Annotated in this window: 23 protein-coding genes and 2 tRNA genes; 6 read left to right on the forward strand and 19 right to left on the reverse strand. The window is 44.9% G+C overall.

Going from position 1 to position 23,389, the window contains the following annotated elements; all coding sequences use genetic code 11:
- Positions 1-41 precede the first annotated feature (41 nt).
- The 10 genes from infB to rlmE form a co-directional block, all read right to left on the reverse strand.
- The gene (gene infB / locus BM100_RS04215; protein WP_092508249.1) at positions 42-2,813 is read right to left on the reverse strand and encodes a translation initiation factor IF-2; all 2,772 of its coding nucleotides are present in this window, start codon (positions 2,811-2,813) and stop codon (positions 42-44) included.
- A 25-nt stretch (positions 2,814-2,838) separates the two neighbouring features.
- On the reverse strand, positions 2,839-4,347 hold the full coding sequence (nusA, locus tag BM100_RS04220) for a transcription termination factor NusA (protein WP_092508251.1): 1,509 nt from the start codon (positions 4,345-4,347) through the stop codon (positions 2,839-2,841).
- Positions 4,348-4,368: 21 nt separating this feature from the next.
- Positions 4,369-4,821 carry a ribosome maturation factor RimP gene (gene rimP / locus BM100_RS04225; protein ID WP_139216932.1) on the reverse strand — a complete coding sequence of 151 codons (453 nt, stop codon included), beginning with the start codon at positions 4,819-4,821 and terminating at the stop codon, positions 4,369-4,371.
- 223 nt (positions 4,822-5,044) lie between these two features.
- Positions 5,045-5,121, reverse strand: a tRNA-Met gene (locus BM100_RS04230).
- 58 nt (positions 5,122-5,179) lie between these two features.
- Positions 5,180-5,269 (reverse strand) — tRNA-Leu (locus tag BM100_RS04235).
- Positions 5,270-5,373: 104 nt separating this feature from the next.
- On the reverse strand, positions 5,374-5,712 hold the full coding sequence (gene secG, locus BM100_RS04240) for a preprotein translocase subunit SecG (protein ID WP_092508255.1): 339 nt from the start codon (positions 5,710-5,712) through the stop codon (positions 5,374-5,376).
- Between the two features lie 177 nt (positions 5,713-5,889).
- Complete coding sequence (gene glmM / locus BM100_RS04245; protein ID WP_092508257.1) at positions 5,890-7,227, reverse strand: phosphoglucosamine mutase; 1,338 nt, start codon at positions 7,225-7,227, stop codon at positions 5,890-5,892.
- Positions 7,228-7,310: 83 nt separating this feature from the next.
- Complete coding sequence (gene folP, locus BM100_RS04250; protein ID WP_092508259.1) at positions 7,311-8,156, reverse strand: dihydropteroate synthase; 846 nt, start codon at positions 8,154-8,156, stop codon at positions 7,311-7,313.
- Positions 8,157-8,277: 121 nt separating this feature from the next.
- Positions 8,278-10,188: an ATP-dependent zinc metalloprotease FtsH gene (gene ftsH, locus BM100_RS04255; RefSeq protein ID WP_092508261.1), complete on the reverse strand. Its 1,911-nt coding sequence runs from the start codon at positions 10,186-10,188 to the stop codon at positions 8,278-8,280.
- A gap of 57 nt (positions 10,189-10,245) precedes the next feature.
- Positions 10,246-10,875 carry a 23S rRNA (uridine(2552)-2'-O)-methyltransferase RlmE gene (gene rlmE, locus BM100_RS04260; RefSeq protein WP_092508263.1) on the reverse strand — a complete coding sequence of 210 codons (630 nt, stop codon included), beginning with the start codon at positions 10,873-10,875 and terminating at the stop codon, positions 10,246-10,248.
- A 134-nt stretch (positions 10,876-11,009) separates the two neighbouring features.
- Here rlmE and yhbY point away from each other — a divergent pair, with 134 nt between their 5' ends.
- Entirely contained in the window at positions 11,010-11,303 is a 294-nt protein-coding gene (yhbY, locus tag BM100_RS04265) for a ribosome assembly RNA-binding protein YhbY (protein ID WP_038237672.1), read from the forward strand.
- 114 nt (positions 11,304-11,417) lie between these two features.
- Here the strand turns inward: yhbY and greA are convergent, their stop codons facing one another.
- Positions 11,418-11,894 carry a transcription elongation factor GreA gene (gene greA / locus BM100_RS04270; RefSeq protein ID WP_092508267.1) on the reverse strand — a complete coding sequence of 159 codons (477 nt, stop codon included), beginning with the start codon at positions 11,892-11,894 and terminating at the stop codon, positions 11,418-11,420.
- A 276-nt stretch (positions 11,895-12,170) separates the two neighbouring features.
- On the opposite strand from greA, the gene dacB reads away from it, so the two are divergent.
- The gene (gene dacB / locus BM100_RS04275; protein WP_169924673.1) at positions 12,171-13,619 is read left to right on the forward strand and encodes a serine-type D-Ala-D-Ala carboxypeptidase; all 1,449 of its coding nucleotides are present in this window, start codon (positions 12,171-12,173) and stop codon (positions 13,617-13,619) included.
- A 70-nt stretch (positions 13,620-13,689) separates the two neighbouring features.
- Here dacB and cgtA read toward each other — a convergent pair whose 3' ends face one another.
- The 3 genes from cgtA to rplU all read right to left on the reverse strand — a co-directional run bounded on the left by cgtA (position 13,690) and on the right by rplU (position 15,578).
- Entirely contained in the window at positions 13,690-14,865 is a 1,176-nt protein-coding gene (gene cgtA / locus BM100_RS04280; RefSeq protein WP_092508271.1) for an Obg family GTPase CgtA, read from the reverse strand.
- A gap of 126 nt (positions 14,866-14,991) precedes the next feature.
- Positions 14,992-15,249: a 50S ribosomal protein L27 gene (gene rpmA / locus BM100_RS04285; RefSeq protein WP_092508273.1), complete on the reverse strand. Its 258-nt coding sequence runs from the start codon at positions 15,247-15,249 to the stop codon at positions 14,992-14,994.
- Between the two features lie 20 nt (positions 15,250-15,269).
- Positions 15,270-15,578 (reverse strand): 50S ribosomal protein L21, encoded by a 309-nt coding sequence (gene rplU, locus BM100_RS04290; protein ID WP_012986964.1) that lies wholly within the window; start codon positions 15,576-15,578, stop codon positions 15,270-15,272.
- Positions 15,579-15,828: 250 nt separating this feature from the next.
- On the opposite strand from rplU, the gene ispB reads away from it, so the two are divergent.
- Complete coding sequence (ispB, locus tag BM100_RS04295; RefSeq protein ID WP_092508275.1) at positions 15,829-16,800, forward strand: octaprenyl diphosphate synthase; 972 nt, start codon at positions 15,829-15,831, stop codon at positions 16,798-16,800.
- Positions 16,801-16,827: 27 nt separating this feature from the next.
- On the opposite strand, the gene BM100_RS04300 is transcribed toward ispB, so the two are convergent.
- Both BM100_RS04300 and BM100_RS04305 read right to left on the reverse strand, forming a co-directional pair.
- A complete protein-coding gene (locus BM100_RS04300; protein ID WP_092508277.1) occupies positions 16,828-17,223 on the reverse strand; it encodes a DNA-binding protein in 396 nt (131 codons plus the stop codon).
- A gap of 75 nt (positions 17,224-17,298) precedes the next feature.
- Positions 17,299-17,646 (reverse strand): DNA-binding protein, encoded by a 348-nt coding sequence (locus BM100_RS04305; protein WP_092508279.1) that lies wholly within the window; start codon positions 17,644-17,646, stop codon positions 17,299-17,301.
- A 187-nt stretch (positions 17,647-17,833) separates the two neighbouring features.
- Between BM100_RS04305 and BM100_RS04310 the strand changes: the two genes are divergently transcribed.
- Positions 17,834-18,100, forward strand: coding sequence for a helix-turn-helix domain-containing protein (locus BM100_RS04310; protein WP_092508281.1), 267 nt, complete (start codon positions 17,834-17,836; stop codon positions 18,098-18,100).
- Positions 18,101-18,209: 109 nt separating this feature from the next.
- Here BM100_RS04310 and mdh read toward each other — a convergent pair whose 3' ends face one another.
- Both mdh and BM100_RS22940 read right to left on the reverse strand, forming a co-directional pair.
- Positions 18,210-19,148 carry a malate dehydrogenase gene (gene mdh, locus BM100_RS04315; RefSeq protein ID WP_092508283.1) on the reverse strand — a complete coding sequence of 313 codons (939 nt, stop codon included), beginning with the start codon at positions 19,146-19,148 and terminating at the stop codon, positions 18,210-18,212.
- Positions 19,149-19,605: 457 nt separating this feature from the next.
- Entirely contained in the window at positions 19,606-19,743 is a 138-nt protein-coding gene (locus BM100_RS22940; RefSeq protein ID WP_169924674.1) for a hypothetical protein, read from the reverse strand.
- Between the two features lie 37 nt (positions 19,744-19,780).
- Between BM100_RS22940 and argR the strand changes: the two genes are divergently transcribed.
- Positions 19,781-20,251 carry a transcriptional regulator ArgR gene (gene argR, locus BM100_RS04320; protein WP_092508285.1) on the forward strand — a complete coding sequence of 157 codons (471 nt, stop codon included), beginning with the start codon at positions 19,781-19,783 and terminating at the stop codon, positions 20,249-20,251.
- A gap of 147 nt (positions 20,252-20,398) precedes the next feature.
- Here argR and mpl read toward each other — a convergent pair whose 3' ends face one another.
- On the reverse strand, positions 20,399-21,769 hold the full coding sequence (mpl, locus tag BM100_RS04325) for a UDP-N-acetylmuramate:L-alanyl-gamma-D-glutamyl-meso-diaminopimelate ligase (RefSeq protein WP_092508287.1): 1,371 nt from the start codon (positions 21,767-21,769) through the stop codon (positions 20,399-20,401).
- Between the two features lie 172 nt (positions 21,770-21,941).
- On the opposite strand from mpl, the gene fbp reads away from it, so the two are divergent.
- Complete coding sequence (gene fbp, locus BM100_RS04330) at positions 21,942-22,946, forward strand: class 1 fructose-bisphosphatase (RefSeq protein ID WP_092508289.1); 1,005 nt, start codon at positions 21,942-21,944, stop codon at positions 22,944-22,946.
- The last annotated feature ends 443 nt before the right edge of the window (positions 22,947-23,389 follow it).

The raw sequence follows: 23,389 nt of genomic DNA on the forward strand, positions 1-23,389 counted from the left end.
CCCCCCAAGAATGGAATAAATCTATTGGATAGATGGTGGTATTAATCGATGGAGCGTTTAACTTCAATCACTTCAAAGACTTCAATCATGTCGCCAACGCGAACATCATTGTAGTTCTTCACACCGATACCACATTCCATACCATTGCGGACTTCGTTAACGTCATCCTTAAAGCGGCGCAGGGATTCCAGTTCACCTTCGTAAATCACCACGTTATCACGCAATACACGGATAGGGTTATTACGTTTGATGTTACCTTCAGTCACCATACAACCTGCGATTGCACCAAATTTCGGTGACTTAAATACGTCACGTACTTCAGCAAGTCCCATGATCTGCTGTTTGAATTCTGGTGCCAGCATACCGCTCATCGCCTGTTTGATTTCGTCAATCAAGCTATAGATAACGGAGTAGTAACGCAGATCCAGACTTTCGTTCTCGATGACACGGCGTGCAGAAGCGTCAGCACGAACGTTGAAGCCCAGAATGATTGCATTGGATGCTGCAGCCAGAGTTGCATCAGTTTCAGTGATACCACCCACGCCAGAACCGATAATTTTAACTTTCACTTCATCGGTAGACAGTTTCATCAGTGAATCAGAAATTGCTTCACATGTACCCTGAACGTCAGTTTTCAGGACGATGTTCAGTTCAGATGCTTTACCTTCTTCCATGTTAGCAAACATGTTTTCCAGTTTAGATTTCTGCTGGCGAGCCAGTTTCACTTCACGGAATTTACCTTGACGGTACAGGGCCACTTCACGCGCTTTTTTCTCGTCACGAACAACAGTCGCTTCATCACCTGCAGACGGAACATTGGACAGACCCAAAATTTCCACTGGGATAGATGGGCCAGCCGAAGTCACTTCGCGGCCAAGTTCATTACGCATCGCGCGGATACGGCCATATTCGAAGCCACACAGAACGATGTCGCCTTTGTTCAGAGTACCTGACTGAACCAGAATGGTTGCAACTGGGCCACGGCCTTTATCCAAGAAGGATTCGATAACCACACCGTTCGCCATGCCGGTACGCACTGCTTGCAGCTCAAGAACTTCAGCCTGAAGCAGAATCGCTTCCAGCAGTTCATCAATACCGATACCTGCTTTAGCAGAAACGTTGATGAACTGAGTCTCGCCGCCCCATTCTTCAGAAATGACGCCGTACTGAGACAGTTCGTTCTTAACGCGATCAGGATCAGCTTCTGGCTTATCAATTTTGTTCACTGCAACAACAACAGGAACATTTGCAGCCTTCGCATGCTGGATAGCTTCTATCGTCTGAGGCATGACGCCGTCATCCGCAGCGACAACCAGAACCACGATATCCGTTGCCTGTGCACCACGAGCACGCATTGAAGTAAACGCAGCATGGCCCGGAGTATCCAGGAAGGTGATCATGCCTTTTTCAGTTTTCACATGATATGCACCAATGTGCTGGGTAATCCCGCCAGCTTCTCCAGAAGCCACTTTGGTGGAACGGATGTAGTCCAGCAGAGAGGTTTTACCGTGGTCAACGTGACCCATGATGGTCACTACCGGTGCACGGGATTCTGCTTGAGTTTCACCTGTATCACGATCGCTCATCAGCGCTTCTTCCAGCTCGTTTTCACGACGCAGGATAACTTTGTGCCCCATTTCTTCGGCAACAACTTGCGCAGTTTCTTGATCGATAACTTGGTTGATCGTTACCATTGCGCCCATTTTCATCATGGTCTTGATGACTTGGGAGCCTTTAACAGCCATTTTGTTAGCCAGTTCTGCAACTGTAATTGTTTCACCAATCACAACATCACGGTTAACCGCCACGACAGGTTTGGTAAAGCTTTGCTGCAATGTGCTGGTTTTACGCTGCTTACCTTTAGTACGGCCTACAGCGCGTGCTTCTTCGCGGTCAGCTTTAGATTCAGAATGTTTGTTATTCTTCTTCTGGCGGGTAGCTTTGCCTCCGCGGGAGCGGGAACGGCGATCGCCTTCAACCTTGGCGTCATTTTCGTCTTCCGCATCACGAGCGTAACGGGAAGTAGTTACATGGTAATCACTGTTGTCACTAGAATCAGAATCATTAGACCATTTTTCTTGGTTCTCTTCTGCCATCCGGCGAGCCTCTTCTGCAACACGTTTCGCTTCAGCTTCAACCTTACGGCGCATTTCTTCTTCAGCTTTGCGTTTTAAATCTGCTGCTTCAGCTTCACGGCGCGCTTTTTCATTTAGCGCGGCAGAATCATTCTGAACTGGTTTTGATTTGTTTTCGGTATGTTGCTTAGTCACTTTTTCTTTTTCCGCCGCCTTACGGTGAGACAATTCAGCCTCTACGCGCTTGGCTTTTTCTTCTGCTTCACGTTGAGCGCTCACTTCAGCTTCACGCTTCGCTTTTTCTTCAGCTTCGCGTTTAGCTTGCTCTTCCGCGAGTTTTTTCGCTTCAGCTTCAAGCCGCGCCTTCTCTTCTGCCTCGCGCCGAGCTTGCTCTTCCGCTTCACGCTTCGCCTGTTCTTCCGCTTTAGATTCTTCAATCACATCGCGGTTTACATATGTGCGCTTTTTGCGGACTTCAATCGCTACCGATTTACTTTTGCCACCGGTGCCAGGGACGTTCAATGTACTACGCGTTTTACGCTGTAGTGTTAATTTACCTGGCTGGCCGCCAGAACCACCTTGTTCGCGGTTCAAGTGAGCCAGCAAAGATTCTTTTTCTTTCTGGGAAACAGAGTCAGTTGCGGTTTTCTGAATGCCAGCATCAGAAAATTGCTGGATTAGACGCTCTACCGATGTCTGGATCTCTTCTGCCAGTAATTTTACGGTTACCTCTGTCATTCTGTTCCTTCCTGCTACAGTTTATTTATGCATCATCGCCAAACCAACAGATATTACGGGCCGCCATAATGAGTTCTCCTGCTTTCTCATCATTCAGTCCTTCGATGTCAGATAAGTCGTCGATACCCTGCTCGGCAAGATCTTCCAGAGTGCAGATGCCACGGGCAGCCAGGTTAAACGCCAAAGTACGTTCCATGCCAGGCAGATTCAATAAATCTTCGGCAGGTTGCTGATCACCAAGACTCTCTTTTTGAGCCAGTTCCAGCGTAGTCAAGGCCGCTTTTGCACGTTCACGAAGAACTTCAACGGTTTCCTCATCAAGACCTTCTACCGCCAGAAGTTCATTGATTGGCACATAAGCCAATTCTTCCAGAGTAGAGAAACCTTCCTCGACCAATACGGTGGCGAAATCTTCATCAATGTCGAGATGCTTAGTAAAGGTATCAATAGAAGCATGAGCTTCTGCTTGATGTTTCGCTTGCAGCTCTTCCGCAGTCATGACATTCAGTTCCCATGAATCATCACCACGATGCTTTTTCAATAGTTGTGCCGCCAGACGAACGTTTTGACCATTACGGCCAATCGCCTGAGCAAGATTGCTGTTTTCAACAGCAACATCCATTGTGCAGTTGTCTTCATCTACTACGATAGATGCGACATCCGCCGGAGCCATTGCATTAATGACAAACTGCGCAGGGTTATCATCCCACAGCACAATGTCAATTCTCTCACCGCCCAGTTCGCTGGAAACAGCCTGTACCCTTGCACCACGCATACCAACACACGCACCAACTGGATCAATACGCTTGTCATTGGTTTTTACAGCGATCTTAGCACGGGAACCTGGATCACGGGCGGCCGCTTTGATCTCAATAATCTCTTCGCCGATTTCAGGTACTTCGATACGGAACAGCTCGACCAGCATCTCAGGACGAGAGCGAGTGATGAAAAGCTGTGCACCACGTGCTTCAGGGCGAACATCATACAGTACACCACGCACACGGTCACCCGGGCGGAAGTTTTCCCGTGGCAACATATCTTCACGTAAAATAACCGCTTCTGCGTTATTACCCAAGTCCAGTGTAATATTTTCACGGTTCACTTTTTTGACCTGAGCAGTCACAATTTCACCTTGCTGCTCACGGAATTGCTCAACGACCATCGCTCGTTCAGCTTCACGTACTTTCTGTACGATTACCTGTTTCGCTGTCTGGGTTGTAATGCGGTCAAAAGTTACTGATTCAATTTGGTCTTCAATATAACCACCCAGATCAATTTCTGGGTCTTCATATTTTGCTGCATCCAGCGTGATTTCACGAGTTGGCAGGGTGACTTCTTCAACCACTAACCAACGGCGGAATGTGTCGAAATCACCAGATTTACGATCAATACAAACGCGGACATCGATTTCCTGTTCATATTTTTTCTTGGTGGCTGTCGCCAGTGCAATCTCTAATGCTTCGAAGATTTTTTCGCGAGGGAGAGATTTTTCATTAGAAACCGCTTCCACAACAGCCAGAATTTCTTTATTCATCCTAGTTGCCTCATCCGAACTTTAAAAGTGGGGTACCAGGTTCGCTTTCTGGATGTTGCTCAGTGCGAACACTTCGTCTTTTCCATCCACCGTAACCGTAATCATTTCACCATCAACAGCCTTGATGATACCTTGCCATTTGCGGCGGTTCTGCATTGCCATGCGTAAAACCAAACTGACTTCTTCCCCTACGAAACGCTGATAATGTTCAGCCTTAAATAGTGGACGCTCAAGCCCCGGCGAAGATATTTCCAGGTTATAAAGCACCGAAATCGGATCTTCAACATCAAGCACTGCACTGACCTGGTGGCTAACATCAGCACAATTATCAACAGTGATACCTTCTTCACTATCGATATAGACCCGCAAAGTTGATACTCGTGCGCGAATAAACTCCAGGCCCACTAATTCAAAGCCCAAAGCTTCAACTGGTGCTGAAATCATCTCTGTTAATTTTTGCTCTAATGTGGACAAGCCCACCCCCAAGACATAAAAAAAGGGCTATATTAGCCCAGTAGTTCTGCTGTCAAATAACAAAAAACCCCGACACTCGGGGCTTTATGCAACTGGACCCTATTTACTGCCAGTGGTCTCAACCAGCTTCTTTCTATACCTTTCAAAGCAACTTTGCAAATTAGGATCGATGTCTTAAGGTTGCTGAATGACTACTCTGGAAAAGGTACTTGTTGTTAAGAAGTGGTTGCGGGAGCCGGATTTGAACCGACGACCTTCGGGTTATGAGCCCGACGAGCTACCATGCTGCTCCATCCCGCGTTCGAAAACGTGGCAAATCTTACGCTGATAATACTAAAAACGCAAGTTTCTAGATTTATGGTGCCGAGGACGGGACTTGAACCCGTACGCCCGTTGTTTAGGCACTACCACCTCAAGGTAGCGTGTATACCAATTTCACCACCTCGGCACTGATTTTACAGGACTGTTACTTTAAGGGTTAACTACAACTAAAATGCTTAATCATAACTAACTATCTAAACCAACAACCCTATTTAAATTTTTTACTGAATATTACTGTGGGATATCACTATTTGGCTTTTCATGCGCTGTCGGAACTTCTGATTGTGTTTCAACTTTCGCTGGTTCAGACAGATTATCCCATTTACTGCTCGTTCCCGTCTTATTGCTGGTCATGTTACCAAGAATCAAACTGATAACGATGAATAGCGTTGCGAGAATGGCTGTCATACGGGTCATAAAGTTACCAGAGCCCGATGAACCAAACAGTGTGTTAGATCCACCCGCACCGAAAGAAGCACCCATATCAGCACCTTTACCCTGCTGTAGCAGAACCAGAGCAATTAGCCCGATACCAACTAGCAAGAATATACCTAAAAGAGCTTCATACATATGTTGTACCCATTTCCTCGTGGGGATTTCCACAAATTCGTAGCGACGTTAACTTGCATCACCCGCCCAAAATTAGAAAAATTAACTGATTGAGCGGGTGTGAATACTAACCAAAGCATTTCAGACAAGCAAGGTTAATTTTAAATACTGCTGCTGATCGCGGAAAAAATCAACAAATTAACCTATTTTTTTCACGGCATCAGCAATGCGGTGTGCCAGTGCAGTGACCAATTCTTCGTCTTCGCCTTCAACCATGACACGAATCAATGGCTCTGTACCCGATTTACGCAATAAAACACGACCGCGCCCATCCAATTCAGTCTCAACAGATTTAACGGCTTCAAGTACTGATTCAGATTGCAAAGGATCTGTCTTGCCCGCAAAGCGAACATTAACCAAGATCTGCGGCAACAATTTCATTCCGCTGCACAGGTCATGCAAGCTCATATTATTGCGTACCATTGCACTCAGCACTTGCAATCCGGCAACAATGCCGTCACCCGTTGTCGTTTTATCCAGTAAAATTACGTGGCCTGAGTTTTCAGCGCCCAAACGCCAGCCTTTTTCCTGCAATTTTTCCAGCACATAGCGATCACCCACTTTCGCTCGCTCAAATGGAATACCGAGCTGTTTCAACGCTAATTCCAGCCCCATATTACTCATCAATGTGCCGACAGCACCGCCGCGCAATTGCCCTTGTCTCAATGCTTCACGCGCAATGATGTAGAGGATTTGGTCACCATCGACCTTGTGGCCCAGATGGTCAACCATAATGATGCGATCACCATCGCCATCAAATGCCAGGCCTACGTCCGCCTGCTCTTCCAGTACGCGCTCTTGCAATAGACGGACATCTGTTGCGCCGCACTCTTCATTGATGTTAATGCCATTTGGTTCACAACCGATGGTAATAACATTTGCGCCCAACTCTCTGAGAACATTTGGCGCAATGTGGTAAGTCGCCCCATTGGCGCAATCCAGTACAATTTTCAGCCCATTGAGGTTCTGCTCGCTGGGGAAAGTACCTTTACAAAATTCAATGTAGCGGCCTGCTGCATCGACGATACGATTGGCACGGCCCAATTCAGCCGATTCGACGCAGGTCAATGGTTTTTCCATTTCGGCTTCAATTGCTTCTTCAACATCATCAGGCAGCTTTGTCCCATCAATGGAGAAAAATTTAATGCCGTTGTCATAGTAAGGATTATGGGATGCGGAGATAACAATTCCGGCTTCTGCGCGGAAAGTACGTGTCAGATATGCCACAGCAGGTGTCGGCATTGGCCCCGTGAAAGAGGCAGATAAACCCGCCGCCGCCAGCCCAGCTTCCAATGCAGATTCCAGCATATAACCTGAAATTCGAGTATCTTTACCAATGATAATTTTGCGAGAACCATGGCGCGCCAGTACTTTTCCCGCAGCCCAACCCAGTTTCAATACGAAGTCTGGGGTAATTGGGGTATTACCTACCTTGCCACGTATACCATCAGTACCAAAATATTTACGGTTACTCATAAATTTCTTTTTCCTTTGCTGAACTTATTCTTTGCTTACGGCATGCTTTTTCTGGCATCGTATTTTAGGCGGACAATGTTTTTTTAGAGAACAATGTTTTTTTGAGAAGACAAAGTTGCCTGTACAATTTTCATTGCCTGAACGGTTTCTTTTACATCATGCACGCGGATAATCTGAGCTCCTTGCATGGCTGCAATCACAGCACAAGCAACGCTTCCGGCTACTCGCTCTTTCGGTGGAACGTTAATCAATTGACCGATCATAGATTTACGTGACATTCCCGCCAAAATAGGCAATCCCAAGTCATGGAATTCTTGCAGATGAGCCAATAGCTGGTAATTATGCGATAAGTTCTTACCAAAACCGAATCCAGGATCAAGGATCAGGTTATTTTTTGTGATACCCGCGGCAACGCAAAGCTCTATTTGCTGTATCAGGAATGCCTTAACTTCAGTCAAAACATCATCATAGTCAGGCTCGGCCTGCATTGTACGAGGTTGTCCCTGCATATGCATCAAACAAATTGGCAATCCAGTCTGTGCCGCAGCAGTGAGAGCCCCCGGTTCCTGTAATGCACGGATGTCGTTAATAATATGCGCTCCGGCATTGGCGGATTCACGAATCACAGCAGCCTTGGATGTATCCACAGAAACCCAGGCATCAAAACGCTGTGTCAGTGCCTCAATCACGGGAACAACGCGATCCAGCTCTTCCTGATCACTCACATCATCTGCACCTGGACGTGTTGATTCGCCCCCCACATCAATAATCGTTGCCCCTTCCTCGATCATTTTAGCTGCGTGCCTTAACGCTGTATCAAAGGTGTTATAGGTTCCACCATCAGAGAAAGAATCGGGGGTAACGTTCAAAATTCCCATCACTTGTGGGAAGGAAAGGTCGAGGACACTGCCTCTGACTGTCAGTTTCATCGTTTAGGGTGCCTTAATGTCAAAACCCCAGGCGAACCTGGGGTTTTAGAGTACAGTCTTTCAAGAGACTCAGAACCGCCATTAATAACGGTTCTGTATTTGAATAGCCTGATTAACTACATTATGCAGTTGGATTATCATCCGCAGGTTTCACAGTCTGTTTCGGTGATGATGGAGTTTGACGGTTATTGCTATTGCCACCGTTACTATCGCCTTCCCAACCTGCTGGTGGACGCACAGTTACGCGGTTCATCAGGTCATCAATTTGTGGGGCATCAATAGTTTCATACTTCATCAACGCGTCTTTCATTGCGTGAAGAATATCCATGTTATCCGTCAGGATCTGGCGAGCACGGATATAGTTGCGATCAATGAGAGCTTTCACTTCCTGATCAATTAAGCGAGCTGTATCTTCAGACATATGCTTCGCTTTAGCCACTGAACGACCGAGGAAAACTTCACCCTCTTCTTCTGCGTACAGCAATGGCCCCAGTTTTTCTGAGAAGCCCCACTGCGTTACCATGTTACGTGCAATGGATGTTGCCACTTTAATGTCGTTAGACGCGCCTGTAGAAACATTATCTACACCATAGATAATTTCTTCCGCCAAACGCCCGCCGTATAAAGTTGAAATCTGGCTTTCCAGTTTCTGGCGGCTTGCGCTGATTTGATCGCCTTCCGGCAAGAAGAAAGTTACACCCAATGCGCGGCCACGAGGAATAATAGTGACCTTGTGAACCGGGTCGTGTTCTGGAACCAAACGACCGATGATCGCGTGCCCAGCTTCATGATATGCGGTGGATTCTTTCTGTTCCTCCGTCATTACCATTGAGCGGCGTTCCGCACCCATCATGATCTTATCTTTGGCTTTTTCGAACTCAACCATAGAAACAACGCGCTTGTTGCCACGTGCAGCAAACAGAGCCGCTTCATTCACCAAGTTAGCTAAATCCGCGCCGGAGAAGCCAGGTGTACCACGGGCAATGATAGATGCATCGATATCAGTATCCAGAGGGATACGGCGCATGTGGACTTTCAGGATCTGTTCGCGGCCACGAACATCAGGCAGACCAACAACAACTTGACGGTCAAAACGGCCTGGACGCAGTAATGCAGGATCCAGAACATCAGGGCGGTTGGTTGCTGCAATAACGATGATACCTTCGTTACCTTCGAAACCATCCATCTCAACCAGCATCTGGTTCAGGGTTTGTTCACGTTCATCATGACCACCACCGAGACCAGCGCCACGCTGACGGCCTACCGCATCGATTTCGTCAATAAAGATAATGCAAGGTGCTGCTTTCTTAGCCTGTTCGAACATATCACGAACGCGGGAAGCACCCACACCAACAAACATTTCAACGAAGTCAGAACCGGATATGGTGAAGAACGGGACTTTCGCTTCACCTGCAATAGCTTTCGCCAGCAACGTTTTACCGGTACCTGGAGGACCAACCATTAAGATACCTTTCGGGATCTTGCCGCCCAATTTTTGGAAACGGCCTGGCTCGCGCAGATATTCAACCAATTCACCGACTTCTTCTTTTGCTTCGTCACAGCCAGCAACATCGGCAAACGTGGTTTTGATCTGATCTTCGGTTAACATTCGGGCTTTGCTTTTGCCGAAAGACATCGCCCCTTTACCGCCACCACCTTGCATTTGGCGCATAAAGAAGATCCAGACGCCGATCAGCAGTAGCATTGGGAACCATGAAATAAAGAGGGTCGCCAACAGGCCTTGTTGCTCTGGTGGTTCACCAACAACTTTTACCTGTTTATTGAGCAGGGTATCCAGCAGCTTTTCATCCTGAATCGGCATATAAGTGCTGTATTTTCCACCGTTGTCTTTCTTAGTGAAATCAATGTCACGACCCGAAATACGTACTTCGCTTACTTGATTCTGCGATATCTCATTGATGAAATTAGAGTAATCCACCCTACGACCGCTAGAATCGCTGGGACCGAAGCTCTGGAACAATAACATCAAGACAACTGCGATGACTAACCAGAGAATCAGGTTTTTCGCCATGTCACTCAAGGGATTAACCTCATATTACAACTGTGTTAACAAATAGTAGTCAGGGTACTATACTTTCAGCCCTGTCGCTACAATGTATACTTCACGTGATCGTGCCCGCGAAGCTTCTGGTTTACGAACTTTTATCTTCGTAAAAAGGGAGCGAATTTCCCTCAGGTACTCATCAAAGCCCTCTCCCTGAAACACTTTGACGATAAAACTACCCCCAGGGGCCAGCACATCACGACACATATCCAACGCTAACTCAACCAGATACATGGATCGGGGAATATCGACCGCGGGGGTCCCACTCATATTGGGAGCCATATCCGACATGACGACCTGGACTTTATTATCACCAACTCTTTCAAGCAATGTTTTCAATACAAGCTCATCACGAAAATCCCCTTGAAGGAAATCGACCCCAACTATCGGATCCATTGGTAAAAGATCACAAGCAATAATTCGCCCGTTATTACCAATCTGACTGACTACGTATTGAGACCACCCACCCGGGGCAGCGCCTAAATCAACAACGGTCATGCCCGGTTTAAAGATTTTGTCGCTTTGCTGTATCTCATCAAGTTTAAACCAAGCGCGAGAGCGAAGCCCTTTTTTCTGCGCCTGAAGAACATATTTATCACTAAAATGTTCTTGTAACCAGCGACTTGAGCTTGCTGAGCGTTTTTTATTGGCCATTGTTCTTTCCAATTATACTAATTCGAGAACCTTATTTTTGCGTTCTCTCATCAAACCACACCACACTTTTATGGTGATAGATATGAGATGGCGGTAGAATACGTCGTTTTCAATCCCAATTAAGCAAAAAAACGATGACTCTTAACAAGAAACAAGTCCAATATCTGAAAAGCCTTGCTCATTCACTAAAGCCTGTCGTTATGATAGGCAACAACGGTCTGACCGAAGGTGTATTGGCTGAAATCGAACAAACTCTTTCACATCACGAGCTTATCAAAGTCAAAGTTGCAGGCGAAGACCGTGAAATCAAAACTTTGATCGCGGAAGCGATTGTTCGTGAAACTGGTGCACATAATGTGCAAATCATTGGAAAAATGCTCGTTCTCTACCGTCCATCACAAGAGCGCAAAATTAGTCTACCTAAATAACCTCGGCATACTTATACAAAAATGCCATATCTATTTTACCTTGATAAAAAAGGCCAAATTTGGCCTTTTTTCATATCAACCAATGAGTGGAATGGCTGATGACCATGGTATTTGTTAAATATAATCCACGCTCAATACTTCGTATTCCACTTGGCCGCCAGGCGTGGCAATCACGACAACATCATCCACTTCTTTACCAATCAATCCACGAGCAATCGGTGAGTTAACAGAAAGAAGGTTTTCTTTGATGTTCGCTTCGTCGTCACCCACGATACGGTAAGTTTGCTCTTCATCTGAGTCAACATTCATTACCTTTACCGTTGCCCCGAAAATAACCCGACCATTATTGGTCATTTTCGTCACATCAATCACCTGTGCATTAGAAAGTTTAGCCTCAATTTCCTGAATGCGGCCTTCACAGAAACCCTGTTGCTCACGAGCGGCATGATATTCTGCGTTCTCTTTCAAATCACCATGCTCACGCGCATCAGCGATTGCAGTAATAATCTGAGGGCGACGTACATTTTTCAAATATTCTAATTCTTCGCGCAATTTATCCGCGCCACGTACCGTCATCGGAATTTGTTTCATTTATCAAACCTCTAAATCAATCCTAAGCCCAAAACCACATCTTCCTGATTTTTTTGCAATAACAGCACAATGAGCACACCTTATCAGGCGGGCTTCCAGACAATAAAAGGAGTGTAAACTCAGCATTACCTGAAGTTCACGTACATATTTCACCTGCTAATCTATCATTCTAACGTAGAGTTGATGATGGATCATCGTTTACTTTTCCCTGAATTGCACCTTAGTATTATTAATACAAATATTCTTGAAATCCATCCACCTTCATACGCGAGAACTATGGCTCTTTTAAAAATTACCAGCAGAATAGCTTGTATGCTCAGTTTGAGCCTGAGCATTTCCAGTGTAAATGCCTCTTCAATTGAAGAAATTGGCCAACATTTACCTACGGGAACGAGTTTTTCATTTATTGCCCAAAAAGTTGGCTCAAACAGCCCTATTCTTGATTATCAAGGACATAAACTGGCGCTACCGGCCAGCACGCAAAAAGTTGTGACCGCCTTGGCAGCTTTGCTTCAGCTTGGTAAGGACTACCATTTTGTAACAACACTGGAAAGTGACGCGAATGTCTTAGATGGCACATTAGAAGGTAATTTAACCGCACGTTTTGTCGGCGACCCTATGCTGACACGTACCCAGTTGCGCAGTATGGTTGAAAAATTGAAGCAATCTGGCATAGAGCAGATTGATGGCGATCTCATCATTGATACTTCTATCTTCGCCAGCCATGATAAAGCACCGGGATGGGTATGGAATGACATGACCCAGTGTTTTAGTTCCCCACCTACTGCTGCCATTGTTGATAAAAACTGTTTTTCAGTTTCACTGCATAGCGCAGAACAACCCAACGAAATGGCATTTGTTCGAGTGCCCTCTTTTTACCCTGTCAGTGTATTCAGTGAAGTAAAGACATTGGCCAAAGGCTCTGCGGAAGCAAAATACTGTGAGCTTGATGTTACGGTTGGTGATTTAAATCGATATACCCTTACCGGCTGCATGGTACAGCGCGATGATTCATTCCCATTAGCTTTCGCCATTCAGAATGGTGCCAGTTATGCGGGCAATATTCTGAAAAATGAACTGCGTATTGCAGGCATTGAATTAAAAGGCCATATAAGACGCCAAGCTACCCCCCAGCATCCGCAAAAAATCCTCGCATTGAACCAATCAGTGCCACTGGATAATATGCTGAAAATCATGCTGAAAAAGTCAGATAATATGATTGCCGATACGATTTTCCGTACCCTCGGCCATCGCTATTATAACGTTCCGGGTACATGGCGTACTGGCTCTGATGCGGTTCGTCAGATTTTGAGGCAGAAAGCCGGCATTAATTTAGGTAACACGGTGATGGTGGATGGCTCCGGCCTTTCACGCCACAATCTCATTTCACCCACAACCATGATGGAAATATTACAATTTATTGCCCAGCATGATAATGAATTGGATTTTATTTCAATGCTGCCCCAATCAGGACATGACGGCACCTTAACTTACCGCCCAGGTCTGCATGAAGCCGGCCTTGATGGCAAAGTATTTGCCAAAACAGGCTCGTTGCAGGGCGTTTATAATCTTGCAGGGTTTATGACTGCAGCCAGCGGGCAGAAAATTGCTTTCGTCCAATTTGTTTCCGCTTATTCTATCGTTCCTGAAGATTTCCGAACCCGTCGTGTTCCTCTGACCCGCTTCGAAAATAATTTATATAAATCATTATATAAAAATAATTAATCAGAAATGATTAGATAACAAAAGGGCGCTATCTTGAGCGCCCTTTTATCATATTCGATGTTTTTACAGGTTAACGTTTATAAATAAACTCAACGCCTTCATCATCGCCTTCGTCCCAGTCGTCGTCCCAATCATCATCTTCATCCTCAGATGACTGCTCCAACTGTTCCTTATGGTAATCATCCCACATGAACTCAACTTTCTCAGGTTGAGCTTCTTCCGAGGTTTCCTGGCTACGAGGCTGCGCCTTCATGAATTCCATGATATCCCAGCAAAGCTCTTTTACGCCCTGACGGTTCACCGCAGAAATCATATAATAATCGCCTTCCCAACCCAGCTCATCAGCAATGGCCTTGGCCCGTTGTTTGGCTTCTTCTGGATCAGTGAGATCAACTTTGTTGAACACCAGCCAACGCGGTTTCTCTGCCAGTTTTTCACTGTACTTGTGCAGCTCTTTGATGATGATACGAGCATTCTCAACCGGATCAGATTCATCGATCGGGCACAAGTCAATTAAGTGCAACAATACGCGGCAGCGCTCCAAATGTTTCAGGAAGCGAATACCCAAACCAGCGCCTTCTGCTGCCCCTTCAATCAAACCAGGAATATCAGCGACCACAAAGCTCTGTTCATTATCCATGCGCACAACACCAAGGCTTGGTACCAGTGTTGTAAATGGATAATCGGCGACTTTCGGTTTTGCTGCCGAAACAGCGCGGATAAAGGTAGATTTGCCGGCATTTGGCATGCCCAACATGCCCACATCAGCAAGAAGCATCAACTCCAGCATCAGTTCGCGGCTTTCACCTGGCGTACCCATCGTTCTTTGGCGAGGAGCACGGTTCACAGAGGATTTGAAGCGGGTATTGCCAAGGCCGTGGAAGCCCCCTTTTGCCACCATAAAACGCTGTTCATGGCGCAACATGTCACCCAATATCTCCCCTGTGGCAACATCACGCACACGAGTTCCGACCGGAACCTTGATGGTGATGTCCTGACCACGTTTGCCGGTACAATCGCGGCTTTGTCCATTTTGACCACGTTCTGCACGGAAGGACTTTTCAAAACGGTAGTCAATCAATGTATTTAGGTTTTCATCAGCCAACAGATAGACGTCACCACCATCTCCGCCATCACCGCCGTCTGGCCCACCTTTTGGAATATATTTCTCACGACGGAAGCTGACGCAACCATTGCCACCATCTCCCGCTACAACCAGTATTCTGGCTTCATCTACAAATTTCATCTTATTTCTCCGTAGGATAGCCACTGTAAAGCTGGATGGCAGTACCCAGAGATGGCGTAATCCAGAATATAAAAAGCCCCGCAACACACATTGCAGGGCTTCCGATTCGATTAAGATTCAAAAAACTTATTCAGCTTCGATGCTGATGAACTTACGGTTTTTTGGACCTTTAACTTCGAATTTAACTTTCCCGTCAGCTAATGCGAACAGGGTGTGGTCACGGCCACAGCCTACGTTGTTGCCAGCGTGGAATTTAGTACCACGTTGACGAACGATGATGCTACCAGCCAGGATAGACTCACCGCCAAAACGTTTTACACCCAGACGTTTGCTTTCAGAATCGCGACCGTTACGAGTCGAGCCGCCAGCCTTTTTGTGTGCCATTTATCTGCTCTCCTAAGATCTTAAGCGATGCCAGTGATTTTAACATCAGTGAACCACTGACGGTGGCCCTGCTGCTTACGGCTGTGTTTACGACGACGAAACTTAACAATTTTAATTTTCTCGCCACGACCGTGAGCAACAACTTCAGCTTTAACTTTAACGCCTTCAACTACTGGAGCGCCGATTTTGATGTCTTCGCCATTAGCGACCATCAGTACCTGGTCAAACTCAACAGTTTCACCTGTTGCGATGTCCAGTTTTTCCAAGCGAATAGTTTGACCTTCGCTTACTCGGTGTTGTTTACCACCACTTTGGAAAACCGCGTACATATAAACTCCGCTTTCCGCGCACCCCCTAAAATTCATCCAGAGTGCGCTATAAAATATTCACAATAGGGCGCGAATTCTACGCAAAAACCACTTGGAAGACAAGTGCAGAATTAGAACAGATGAGAAAAAAACGGAGTTTTTCGATTGTCATTTATTTAAGCTGTTTTTCAAGTACAATCGATACATCGTAATATCTGTTGATATGCTAATTTAATGAGCACTGCTCTGAATCAGAGTTAAAAGCCAAAACATGAATTTAGAATCGATAATAAAACTTACCGCTGACGATATGGCCGCGGTTAATGAAACCATTCTTAACCAATTAAATTCGGATGTTGCGCTAATCAATCAACTCGGCTACTACATTATTAGTGGCGGTGGTAAACGTATTCGCCCGATGATTGCGGTACTGGCGGGTAAAGCGCTTCATTGTGACAGTGAAAAACACGTCAAAGTTGCGGCATTGATTGAGTTTATCCACACCGCAACATTACTGCATGACGATGTCGTTGATGAATCTGACATGCGTCGCGGCAAGGAAACAGCCAACGCTATTTATGGTAATGCTGCCAGCGTTCTCGTTGGTGATTTTATCTATACGCGCTCATTTCAAATGATGACAGATCTTGATTCCATGCGCGTATTGAAACTGATGTCTGACGCAACAAATGTCATTGCTGAAGGTGAAGTGATGCAGTTGATGAACTGTAATGATCCTGACATTTCAGAAGACGATTATATGCGGGTCATTTACAGTAAGACAGCTCGCCTGTTTGAAGTTGCCGCCCATTCAGCAGCCATTCTGGCCAGTGCCTCTACCGAGCAAGAAATCGCCCTGCGCGACTACGGCCGCTACCTTGGCACTGCATTCCAATTAATCGATGATCTGCTGGATTATGATTCTGATAACAACACGCTCGGCAAGAACACAGGGGATGACCTGAACGAAGGCAAGCCAACGCTGCCGCTCCTGCATGCCATGAACCACGGTACCCCCGAGCAATCTGCATTAATACGCAATGCCATTGAGAAAGGAAACGGCCGCCATTTACTGGATACCGTACTGGCAACAATGAAACAGTGTGGTTCGCTTGAATACACCCGCCAACGGGCGGAGGAAGAAGCCGATAAAGCTATTTCAGCGTTGCAAGTGTTGGATGATTCTCCATATAAGGCGGCCTTGGTTGGTTTGGCCCATGTCGCGGTACAACGACTTTCTTGAGCGACGCCAATCGGTATCCCAGATAATTCAATCTGGGATACCGTTTTTATTTTCAATATCTTTAATTTCAATATCTTGAATTCCGACGTATTGAACAAGACTGGACAGCCCTTTTCTCAAGATAAATTTTACCATTCGTTCCCTCTCAGATTTGGTTAGCTGATAATAAGCCTCCACCCAAATCATAAATGGGTCCTGTCGTTTATTCCGGTAGTATTCAACTGAGCTTTCGCTGACTGTCAGGACATTCAAAACTTCTTCAGGCAAACTGCTGACATTATATTCGAGTGCTTTCCCTTGTACCCCACGCTTACGGCGTTGTTCCCAACCTTCGCGTCTTGCCATCAGGTTCACTCCTTGGGGAGATGATGGCAGCCCTGCGAGGCCGATGAGTTCCTTTGCAGAATACCATTCTTTTTTCATCTCTTGCTCCTCGCTTTGTATCAGGACAGTGAAGAGAAAGCCAAATATTGGACATTTGGCTTTTCAAAAGCTGCCTTAGGTTGCTGTGATTTTTTCCAAAAAACTTCTTATTCCATCACGCAATATCACTTCGGTAATTACCTCCTTTTCTTCCTCTGTCAGTAAATTAAATGCACTCACCCAAATAGAGAGAGGATCTTGTTTCTGAACCTGATATTCTGGTGACATTTCATGAAGTTCTAAAGCCGCCAAAGTTGATTCTGGAAAACAAGAATAATGGTATTCAATTGCCCTGCCTTGAACACCCGTTCGTTTTTGCCTCAACCATTCTTCACGTTTTGCCCTGGCATTAACTCCTTGTGGTGATCTAGGTAACTCGCCTACACCGGTCAACTCCATTGCCGTATACCACTCTTTTTTCATAATGTTTCTCTATTTTTGTAACCAAGTTCAAAAAAGAAGTTATTAAGAAAAAATTAGAAATATTTTTAGAAAAAATAATGTTATTTTATTTTCTTAATAACAGATCCGTGTTCGTTATTAATTTCACACTAACACTTTAGTTATACCACTAATGTGGCTTCAAATTTAATAGGAAAGGATTAAAAAAATGATTTCTATGAAATCGGATTGGCATCCTGCTGATATTATTGCCGCTTTACGTAAACGTGGGACTACACTGGCAGCAGTGTCTCGTGAGGCTGGGTTAAGTTCATCAACTTTGGCGAATACTCTTTCTCGCCCGTGGCCCAAGGGAGAATGGATAATAGCGAATTATTTAGAATTACATCCATCTGAAATATGGCCAAGCCGTTATTTCAATCCTCATACTGGAGAATTATTAGAAAGAAAGATTCGAAATAAAAAAAATAATTAGCTATCGATTTAATTATTAAAAAAACCGCTAGTTAAAAAATAACTAGCGGTTTAAGTTATCTAATATATTTAGCTTAATTCGTATATTAATAAATTACGAATTAAATAAATTAACCATTAATGAATTTTTCGCCTAATGCAATATCTGCCTTCAGAACATCAAGCATGTCATTTAATGCATTCTCTTCAAAAGCACTTAACTGACCAATATCTAAACGTTCTTCAATACCATTTTTACCTAGACGAATAGGCTGAGCGAAGAAACGGGCATATTTTCCGTCACCTTCCACGTAGCTGAATTCGATAACATTGCTTTCGCCTTGCAGGCCACGAACCAGAGACAGGCCAAAACGTGCTGCGGCTTGCCCCATAGACAGAGTTGCAGATCCGCCACCGGCTTTTGCTTCAACCACTTCAGTACCCGCGTTTTGAATACGTTTGGTCAATGCTGCAACTTCTTCATCAGAGAAGCTGACACCCGGAACTTGAGACAGCAGTGGCAGAATAGTCACGCCAGAATGCCCGCCGATAACAGTCACTTCCATTTCTTGTGGGTTTTTGCCTTTCAGCTCAGCCACGAAAGTATTAGAGCGGATAACATCCAGAGTCGTCACGCCAAACAGACGGTTTTTATCGTAAACACCTTCTTTTTTCAGAACTTCAGCCGCGATTGCCACGGTGGTATTCACTGGGTTTGTGATAATGCCGATTAATGCTTTAGGACATGTTTTCGCAACTTGCTGAACCAGATTACGAATGATCCCTGCATTGATGTTGAACAGATCAGAACGATCCATGCCAGGTTTACGCGCTACGCCCGCAGAAATCAACACAACATCAGCGCCTACCAGTGCAGGGGTTGCATCTTCACCTGCAAAACCAGCAATTTTGACATCCGTTGGGATATGGCTCAAATCGGCGGCTACGCCTGGAGTTACCGGAGCAATGTCATACAAGGAAAGCTCTGAACCTGAAGGAAGCTGGGTTTTAAGTAGAAGGGCGAGGGCTTGACCAATACCACCGGCTGCACCGAGAACTGCAACTTTCATCCTGATACTCCTTAAAATAAGTGCTGTAAAAAACTTAAATTTGTCTGGTTAAGAGAGTTATTTCACTCTTTCCATCAAAACCACAATGATAAAGAGGACTCTCATCTCGTTCATCACTACGTATTAAAAACAATCTGTTAACAGCTAGATTATCCACCTAATGGCTTGATGATGGAACACCAAAGTTGTTTTATTCTAGACAAAAGGCTTATCTGTTAATGAGATAACGGACACTTTTTTGATAATTATTCCCGTTATATCATTAATTAATTAGCCAACTACCTTACTCTTCCCTTCAATTTCAAACAACACCATTTAATTAACAATACATTTACCATATCGACTTTATGTGCAGGCTTTATAAACAAAGAGAGCCAATAAAAATAAATACGTCTATATTCGGACATTAATTAAACAACGTTAATGAAACAATATGTCCAACATCAGCAATTATGTTCTATCCATCCCCTTTAAACGGCCAAATGGGTGCCGGCGCATTTGCCACGCCCTTTCCGCTGCAATGAAACTTAGAATTCATTGGGTTATATTCCAGTTTTGTCCGCTCTTTCTTGAATAAAAATTCACTGTTTTGCATAATATCCGTCTCATAACGGATCTAACGATGGTGAAATATGCGTGTTCCTTCGAAACAGGAAGATTTGGTAAAAGCTTTCAAGGCATTATTGAAAGAAGAAAAATTCAGCTCCCAAGGTGAAATTGTTTCAGCGCTTCAGGATGAAGGGTTTGAAAATATCAACCAATCTAAAGTTTCCAGAATGCTGACAAAATTTGGTGCTGTCCGAACCCGTAATGCCAAAATGGAAATGGTTTACTGCCTGCCGGCAGAATTGGGTGTCCCCACGGCAACCAGCCCACTAAAAAATCTGGTATTAGATGTCGATTATAACCACAGCATTGTAGTGATACGCACCAGTCCGGGTGCGGCACAGTTAATTGCTCGTCTTTTAGATTCATTGGGGAAAGCGGAAGGGATCTTGGGCAGTATTGCGGGCGATGACACTATTTTTACTACGCCAGCGCAAAACCTGACGACAAAACAGCTCTATGAAGCAATCCTGAATTTATTTGAGCAAGAACTTTAACCCTTTTCTGTCATCTGTCTCCTATGGATTTTGAGTCGCATCAACGTGACAAGGAACTGACGGCAGATAAACATGGAGGATCGCCCAATCGGAGCGAGCCTCCATGTCTATATAATAAAGCTAATGAAAGCCGCACGAATTATCCAATCAAACAGTCACTGCTTTCTTGGCCAGCTCTGTTAATAATTTTTCATGGATACCGTCAAAACCGCCATTGCTCATAATCAAGATATGATCACCCGGCTGTGCTGTTTCAACAATCATCCGTACCAACACATCTATATCAGCACTCCAGCGAGCTGGTTGAACACACTGCTCGGCAATTTCAACAACCTGCCACGGCATATTGGTCGGCTGATAGAGAAAAACTTCATCTGCACGCCCCATAGAAGGTGCAATATCATTTTTGCTCATGCCCATTTTCATCGTATTCGAACGTGGTTCCAATACAGCAAGAATGCGGGTTACACCGCCGACTTTACTTCTCAGTGCTTCCAATGTCGCCAAAATGGCCGTTGGGTGATGAGCAAAATCATCATAAACTGAGATGCCATTCACTTCTCCACGCAACTCAAGGCGGCGGCGGGCATTAATGAATTTTCCCAGTGCCAGGCAAGCATCCGCAGGCAATATGCCAACATGATGGGCTGCGGCAATTGCAATCAGACCATTATGCATATTGTGCTCGCCGACTAATGACCAGCTCACTTCACCCACCAATTCCCCACGGTGGAATACTTGGTAATGGCTACTATCCTGACTGATTTTTTTCGCCTGCCAGTCTCCGGTTTCACCAAGCTGTTCCAGCTCGCTCCAGCATCCCATGGAAAGTACGTGTTTCAGGTTGATATCATTATCAGGAACGAGAATTTTGCCCGTACCAGGCACAACTCTGACAAGATGATGGAATTGTTTTTGAATGGCAGCCAGATCCTCGAAAATATCAGCATGATCAAATTCAAGATTGTTCATGATCAGCGTGCGAGGGCTGTAATGTACAAATTTAGAACGTTTGTCAAAAAAAGCACTGTCATATTCATCCGCTTCAATCACAAAAAACGGGCTTTCGCCAAGTTGTGCTGAAACTTCAAAATTGCCCGGAACCCCACCAATGAGGAACCCCGGTTCATAACCACAAGCTTCCAGAATCCATGCCAGCATACCCGCGGTTGTTGTTTTGCCGTGAGTTCCCGCAACTGCCAATACCCAACGCTCCGGCAGCACGTTGTCATGCAGCCATTGTGGGCCGGAAGTATAAGGTATGCCACGATCCAATACCGCTTCCACACAAGGATTGCCGCGTACCATAGCATTACCGATGATCACTATATCCGGTGCAGGATCAAGCTGTGCGGGATCATAACCGTGAATCAATTCGATCCCCTGTTTTTCCAGCAAGGTGCTCATTGGCGGATACACATTGGCATCAGAGCCAGTGACCTCATGACCCAGTGAACGAGCGAGGATTGCGAGTCCTCCCATGAAAGTACCACAGACGCCAAGAATATGAATGCGCATTTGTTTCTATCCGATATCATGAACTGTATCACTATTCTAACCATCAATTCGAATATAAGAAATGCAATGGCCTATCAATGATTCCATTCTTTAGCTAAACTGCCCGCGCATAAGTGCAACACAAAAGTGAAGCACGCTTCCTAAAACCATAATCAAATTCAAGGCCTTTGTCATGAAAACATTAGGCGAATTCATCGTCGAAAAACAGCAAGACTTTCCTCATGCTACAGGTGAACTGACTGCACTTCTGTCTGCCATCAAATTGGGTGCCAAAATCATTCATAGGGATATCAACAAAGCGGGTTTAGTCGATATCTTAGGGACTAGCGGCGTATCCAATGTTCAAGGTGAAGTTCAGATGAAACTGGACTTATATGCCAATGAAAAACTCAAAGCGGCATTGAAAGCACGTGGTGAAGTTGCCGGTATCGCTTCTGAAGAAGAAGATGAGATCGTTATTTTTGACGGCGACCGTGCAGAAAATGCCAAATATGTTGTTTTGATGGATCCTCTGGATGGTTCTTCGAATATTGATGTAAACGTTTCCGTAGGGACAATTTTCTCCATTTACCACCGCATTACTCCAATCGGGCAGCCTGTGACTGAAGAAGATTTCCTGCAACCAGGGAATCGGCAGGTAGCTGCGGGGTATGTGGTTTATGGTTCATCCACGATGCTGGTATATACCACAGGTTGTGGCGTCCATACTTTTACTTATGATCCTTCCCTTGGTGTTTTCTGTCTGAGCCATGAGAAGGTTCAGTTCCCAGAAAAAGGCAACATATACTCGATCAATGAAGGGAACTACATTAAATTCCCGATGGGCGTAAAAAAATACATCAAATATTGCCAAGAGCAGGACGAAGCAACTCAACGCCCTTACACCACTCGCTACGTCGGCTCCTTAGTTGCTGATTTCCACCGTAATCTGCTGAAAGGCGGGATCTATATTTATCCAAGTACAGCAAGCCACCCAACAGGAAAACTGCGTCTGCTATATGAATGCAACCCAATTGCATTGTTGGCGGAACAAGCAGGTGGAAAAGCCAGTGATGGAGCAAACCGCATTCTGGATATCAAGCCTAATAAATTGCACCAACGTGTACCTTTCTTTGTCGGAACAAAGTCAATGGTAGAAAAAGCAGAAAGTTTTATGGCTGAATTTCCGGGCGAATAATCCAGTGGATTATTAACAGCAATTAAAAGAGGTGATTTTTGCCTCTTTTAATGAAAACACCCATCAACATTTCGACTTACCATAATCTTTATATCATTACTGCATTATGCATTTTAAATGTATCTATTTTAGAACTCTCTATTTTTAAGCTCTCTATTTTAAAACCCTCGATCCAGACAATGTGATAAATCCCTTTATAAAATATCCAAATTTCCATTAGAGTCATCATATTACAAGCTCGGTACGGTTTAACATTCATGGTTTTTATATTGGTAAATTCAATGAATACCTATACGGAAGAACACCGTTTTCCCCAAAAAATAAAAAAATCTCAACAGAGATAACGCCATTACCTTTTTTTATCACCCGATAATAATTATTCATTACGCAGATCAATAAAAAAACTCCTAATGTATGTTAGGCATGGGAAATATTATCTTTTT

It is taken from the genome of Xenorhabdus mauleonii, from assembly GCF_900113945.1.
Taxonomy (GTDB): domain Bacteria; phylum Pseudomonadota; class Gammaproteobacteria; order Enterobacterales; family Enterobacteriaceae; genus Xenorhabdus; species Xenorhabdus mauleonii.

Excerpts from the sequence above, each read along its gene's own strand:
- nusA (WP_092508251.1), bottom strand. The coding sequence starts at position 4,347 with ATGAATAAAGAAATTCTGGCTGTTGTGGAAGCGGTTTCTAATGAAAAA.
- BM100_RS04310 (WP_092508281.1), top strand. The coding sequence starts at position 17,834 with ATGATTTCTATGAAATCGGATTGGCATCCTGCTGATATTATTGCCGCT.
- fbp (WP_092508289.1), top strand. The coding sequence starts at position 21,942 with ATGAAAACATTAGGCGAATTCATCGTCGAAAAACAGCAAGACTTTCCT.
- glmM (WP_092508257.1), bottom strand. The coding sequence starts at position 7,227 with ATGAGTAACCGTAAATATTTTGGTACTGATGGTATACGTGGCAAGGTA.
- BM100_RS04305 (WP_092508279.1), bottom strand. The coding sequence starts at position 17,646 with ATGAAAAAAGAGTGGTATACGGCAATGGAGTTGACCGGTGTAGGCGAG.
- dacB (WP_169924673.1), top strand. The coding sequence starts at position 12,171 with ATGGCTCTTTTAAAAATTACCAGCAGAATAGCTTGTATGCTCAGTTTG.
- ftsH (WP_092508261.1), bottom strand. The coding sequence starts at position 10,188 with ATGGCGAAAAACCTGATTCTCTGGTTAGTCATCGCAGTTGTCTTGATG.
- infB (WP_092508249.1), bottom strand. The coding sequence starts at position 2,813 with ATGACAGAGGTAACCGTAAAATTACTGGCAGAAGAGATCCAGACATCG.
- yhbY (WP_038237672.1), top strand. The coding sequence starts at position 11,010 with ATGACTCTTAACAAGAAACAAGTCCAATATCTGAAAAGCCTTGCTCAT.
- mdh (WP_092508283.1), bottom strand. The coding sequence starts at position 19,148 with ATGAAAGTTGCAGTTCTCGGTGCAGCCGGTGGTATTGGTCAAGCCCTC.
- mpl (WP_092508287.1), bottom strand. The coding sequence starts at position 21,769 with ATGCGCATTCATATTCTTGGCGTCTGTGGTACTTTCATGGGAGGACTC.
- rpmA (WP_092508273.1), bottom strand. The coding sequence starts at position 15,249 with ATGGCACACAAAAAGGCTGGCGGCTCGACTCGTAACGGTCGCGATTCT.
- secG (WP_092508255.1), bottom strand. The coding sequence starts at position 5,712 with ATGTATGAAGCTCTTTTAGGTATATTCTTGCTAGTTGGTATCGGGCTA.
- argR (WP_092508285.1), top strand. The coding sequence starts at position 19,781 with ATGCGTGTTCCTTCGAAACAGGAAGATTTGGTAAAAGCTTTCAAGGCA.
- ispB (WP_092508275.1), top strand. The coding sequence starts at position 15,829 with ATGAATTTAGAATCGATAATAAAACTTACCGCTGACGATATGGCCGCG.
- BM100_RS22940 (WP_169924674.1), bottom strand. The coding sequence starts at position 19,743 with ATGCAAAACAGTGAATTTTTATTCAAGAAAGAGCGGACAAAACTGGAA.
- rlmE (WP_092508263.1), bottom strand. The coding sequence starts at position 10,875 with ATGGCCAATAAAAAACGCTCAGCAAGCTCAAGTCGCTGGTTACAAGAA.
- BM100_RS04300 (WP_092508277.1), bottom strand. The coding sequence starts at position 17,223 with ATGAAAAAAGAATGGTATTCTGCAAAGGAACTCATCGGCCTCGCAGGG.
- rplU (WP_012986964.1), bottom strand. The coding sequence starts at position 15,578 with ATGTACGCGGTTTTCCAAAGTGGTGGTAAACAACACCGAGTAAGCGAA.
- greA (WP_092508267.1), bottom strand. The coding sequence starts at position 11,894 with ATGAAACAAATTCCGATGACGGTACGTGGCGCGGATAAATTGCGCGAA.
- folP (WP_092508259.1), bottom strand. The coding sequence starts at position 8,156 with ATGAAACTGACAGTCAGAGGCAGTGTCCTCGACCTTTCCTTCCCACAA.
- cgtA (WP_092508271.1), bottom strand. The coding sequence starts at position 14,865 with ATGAAATTTGTAGATGAAGCCAGAATACTGGTTGTAGCGGGAGATGGT.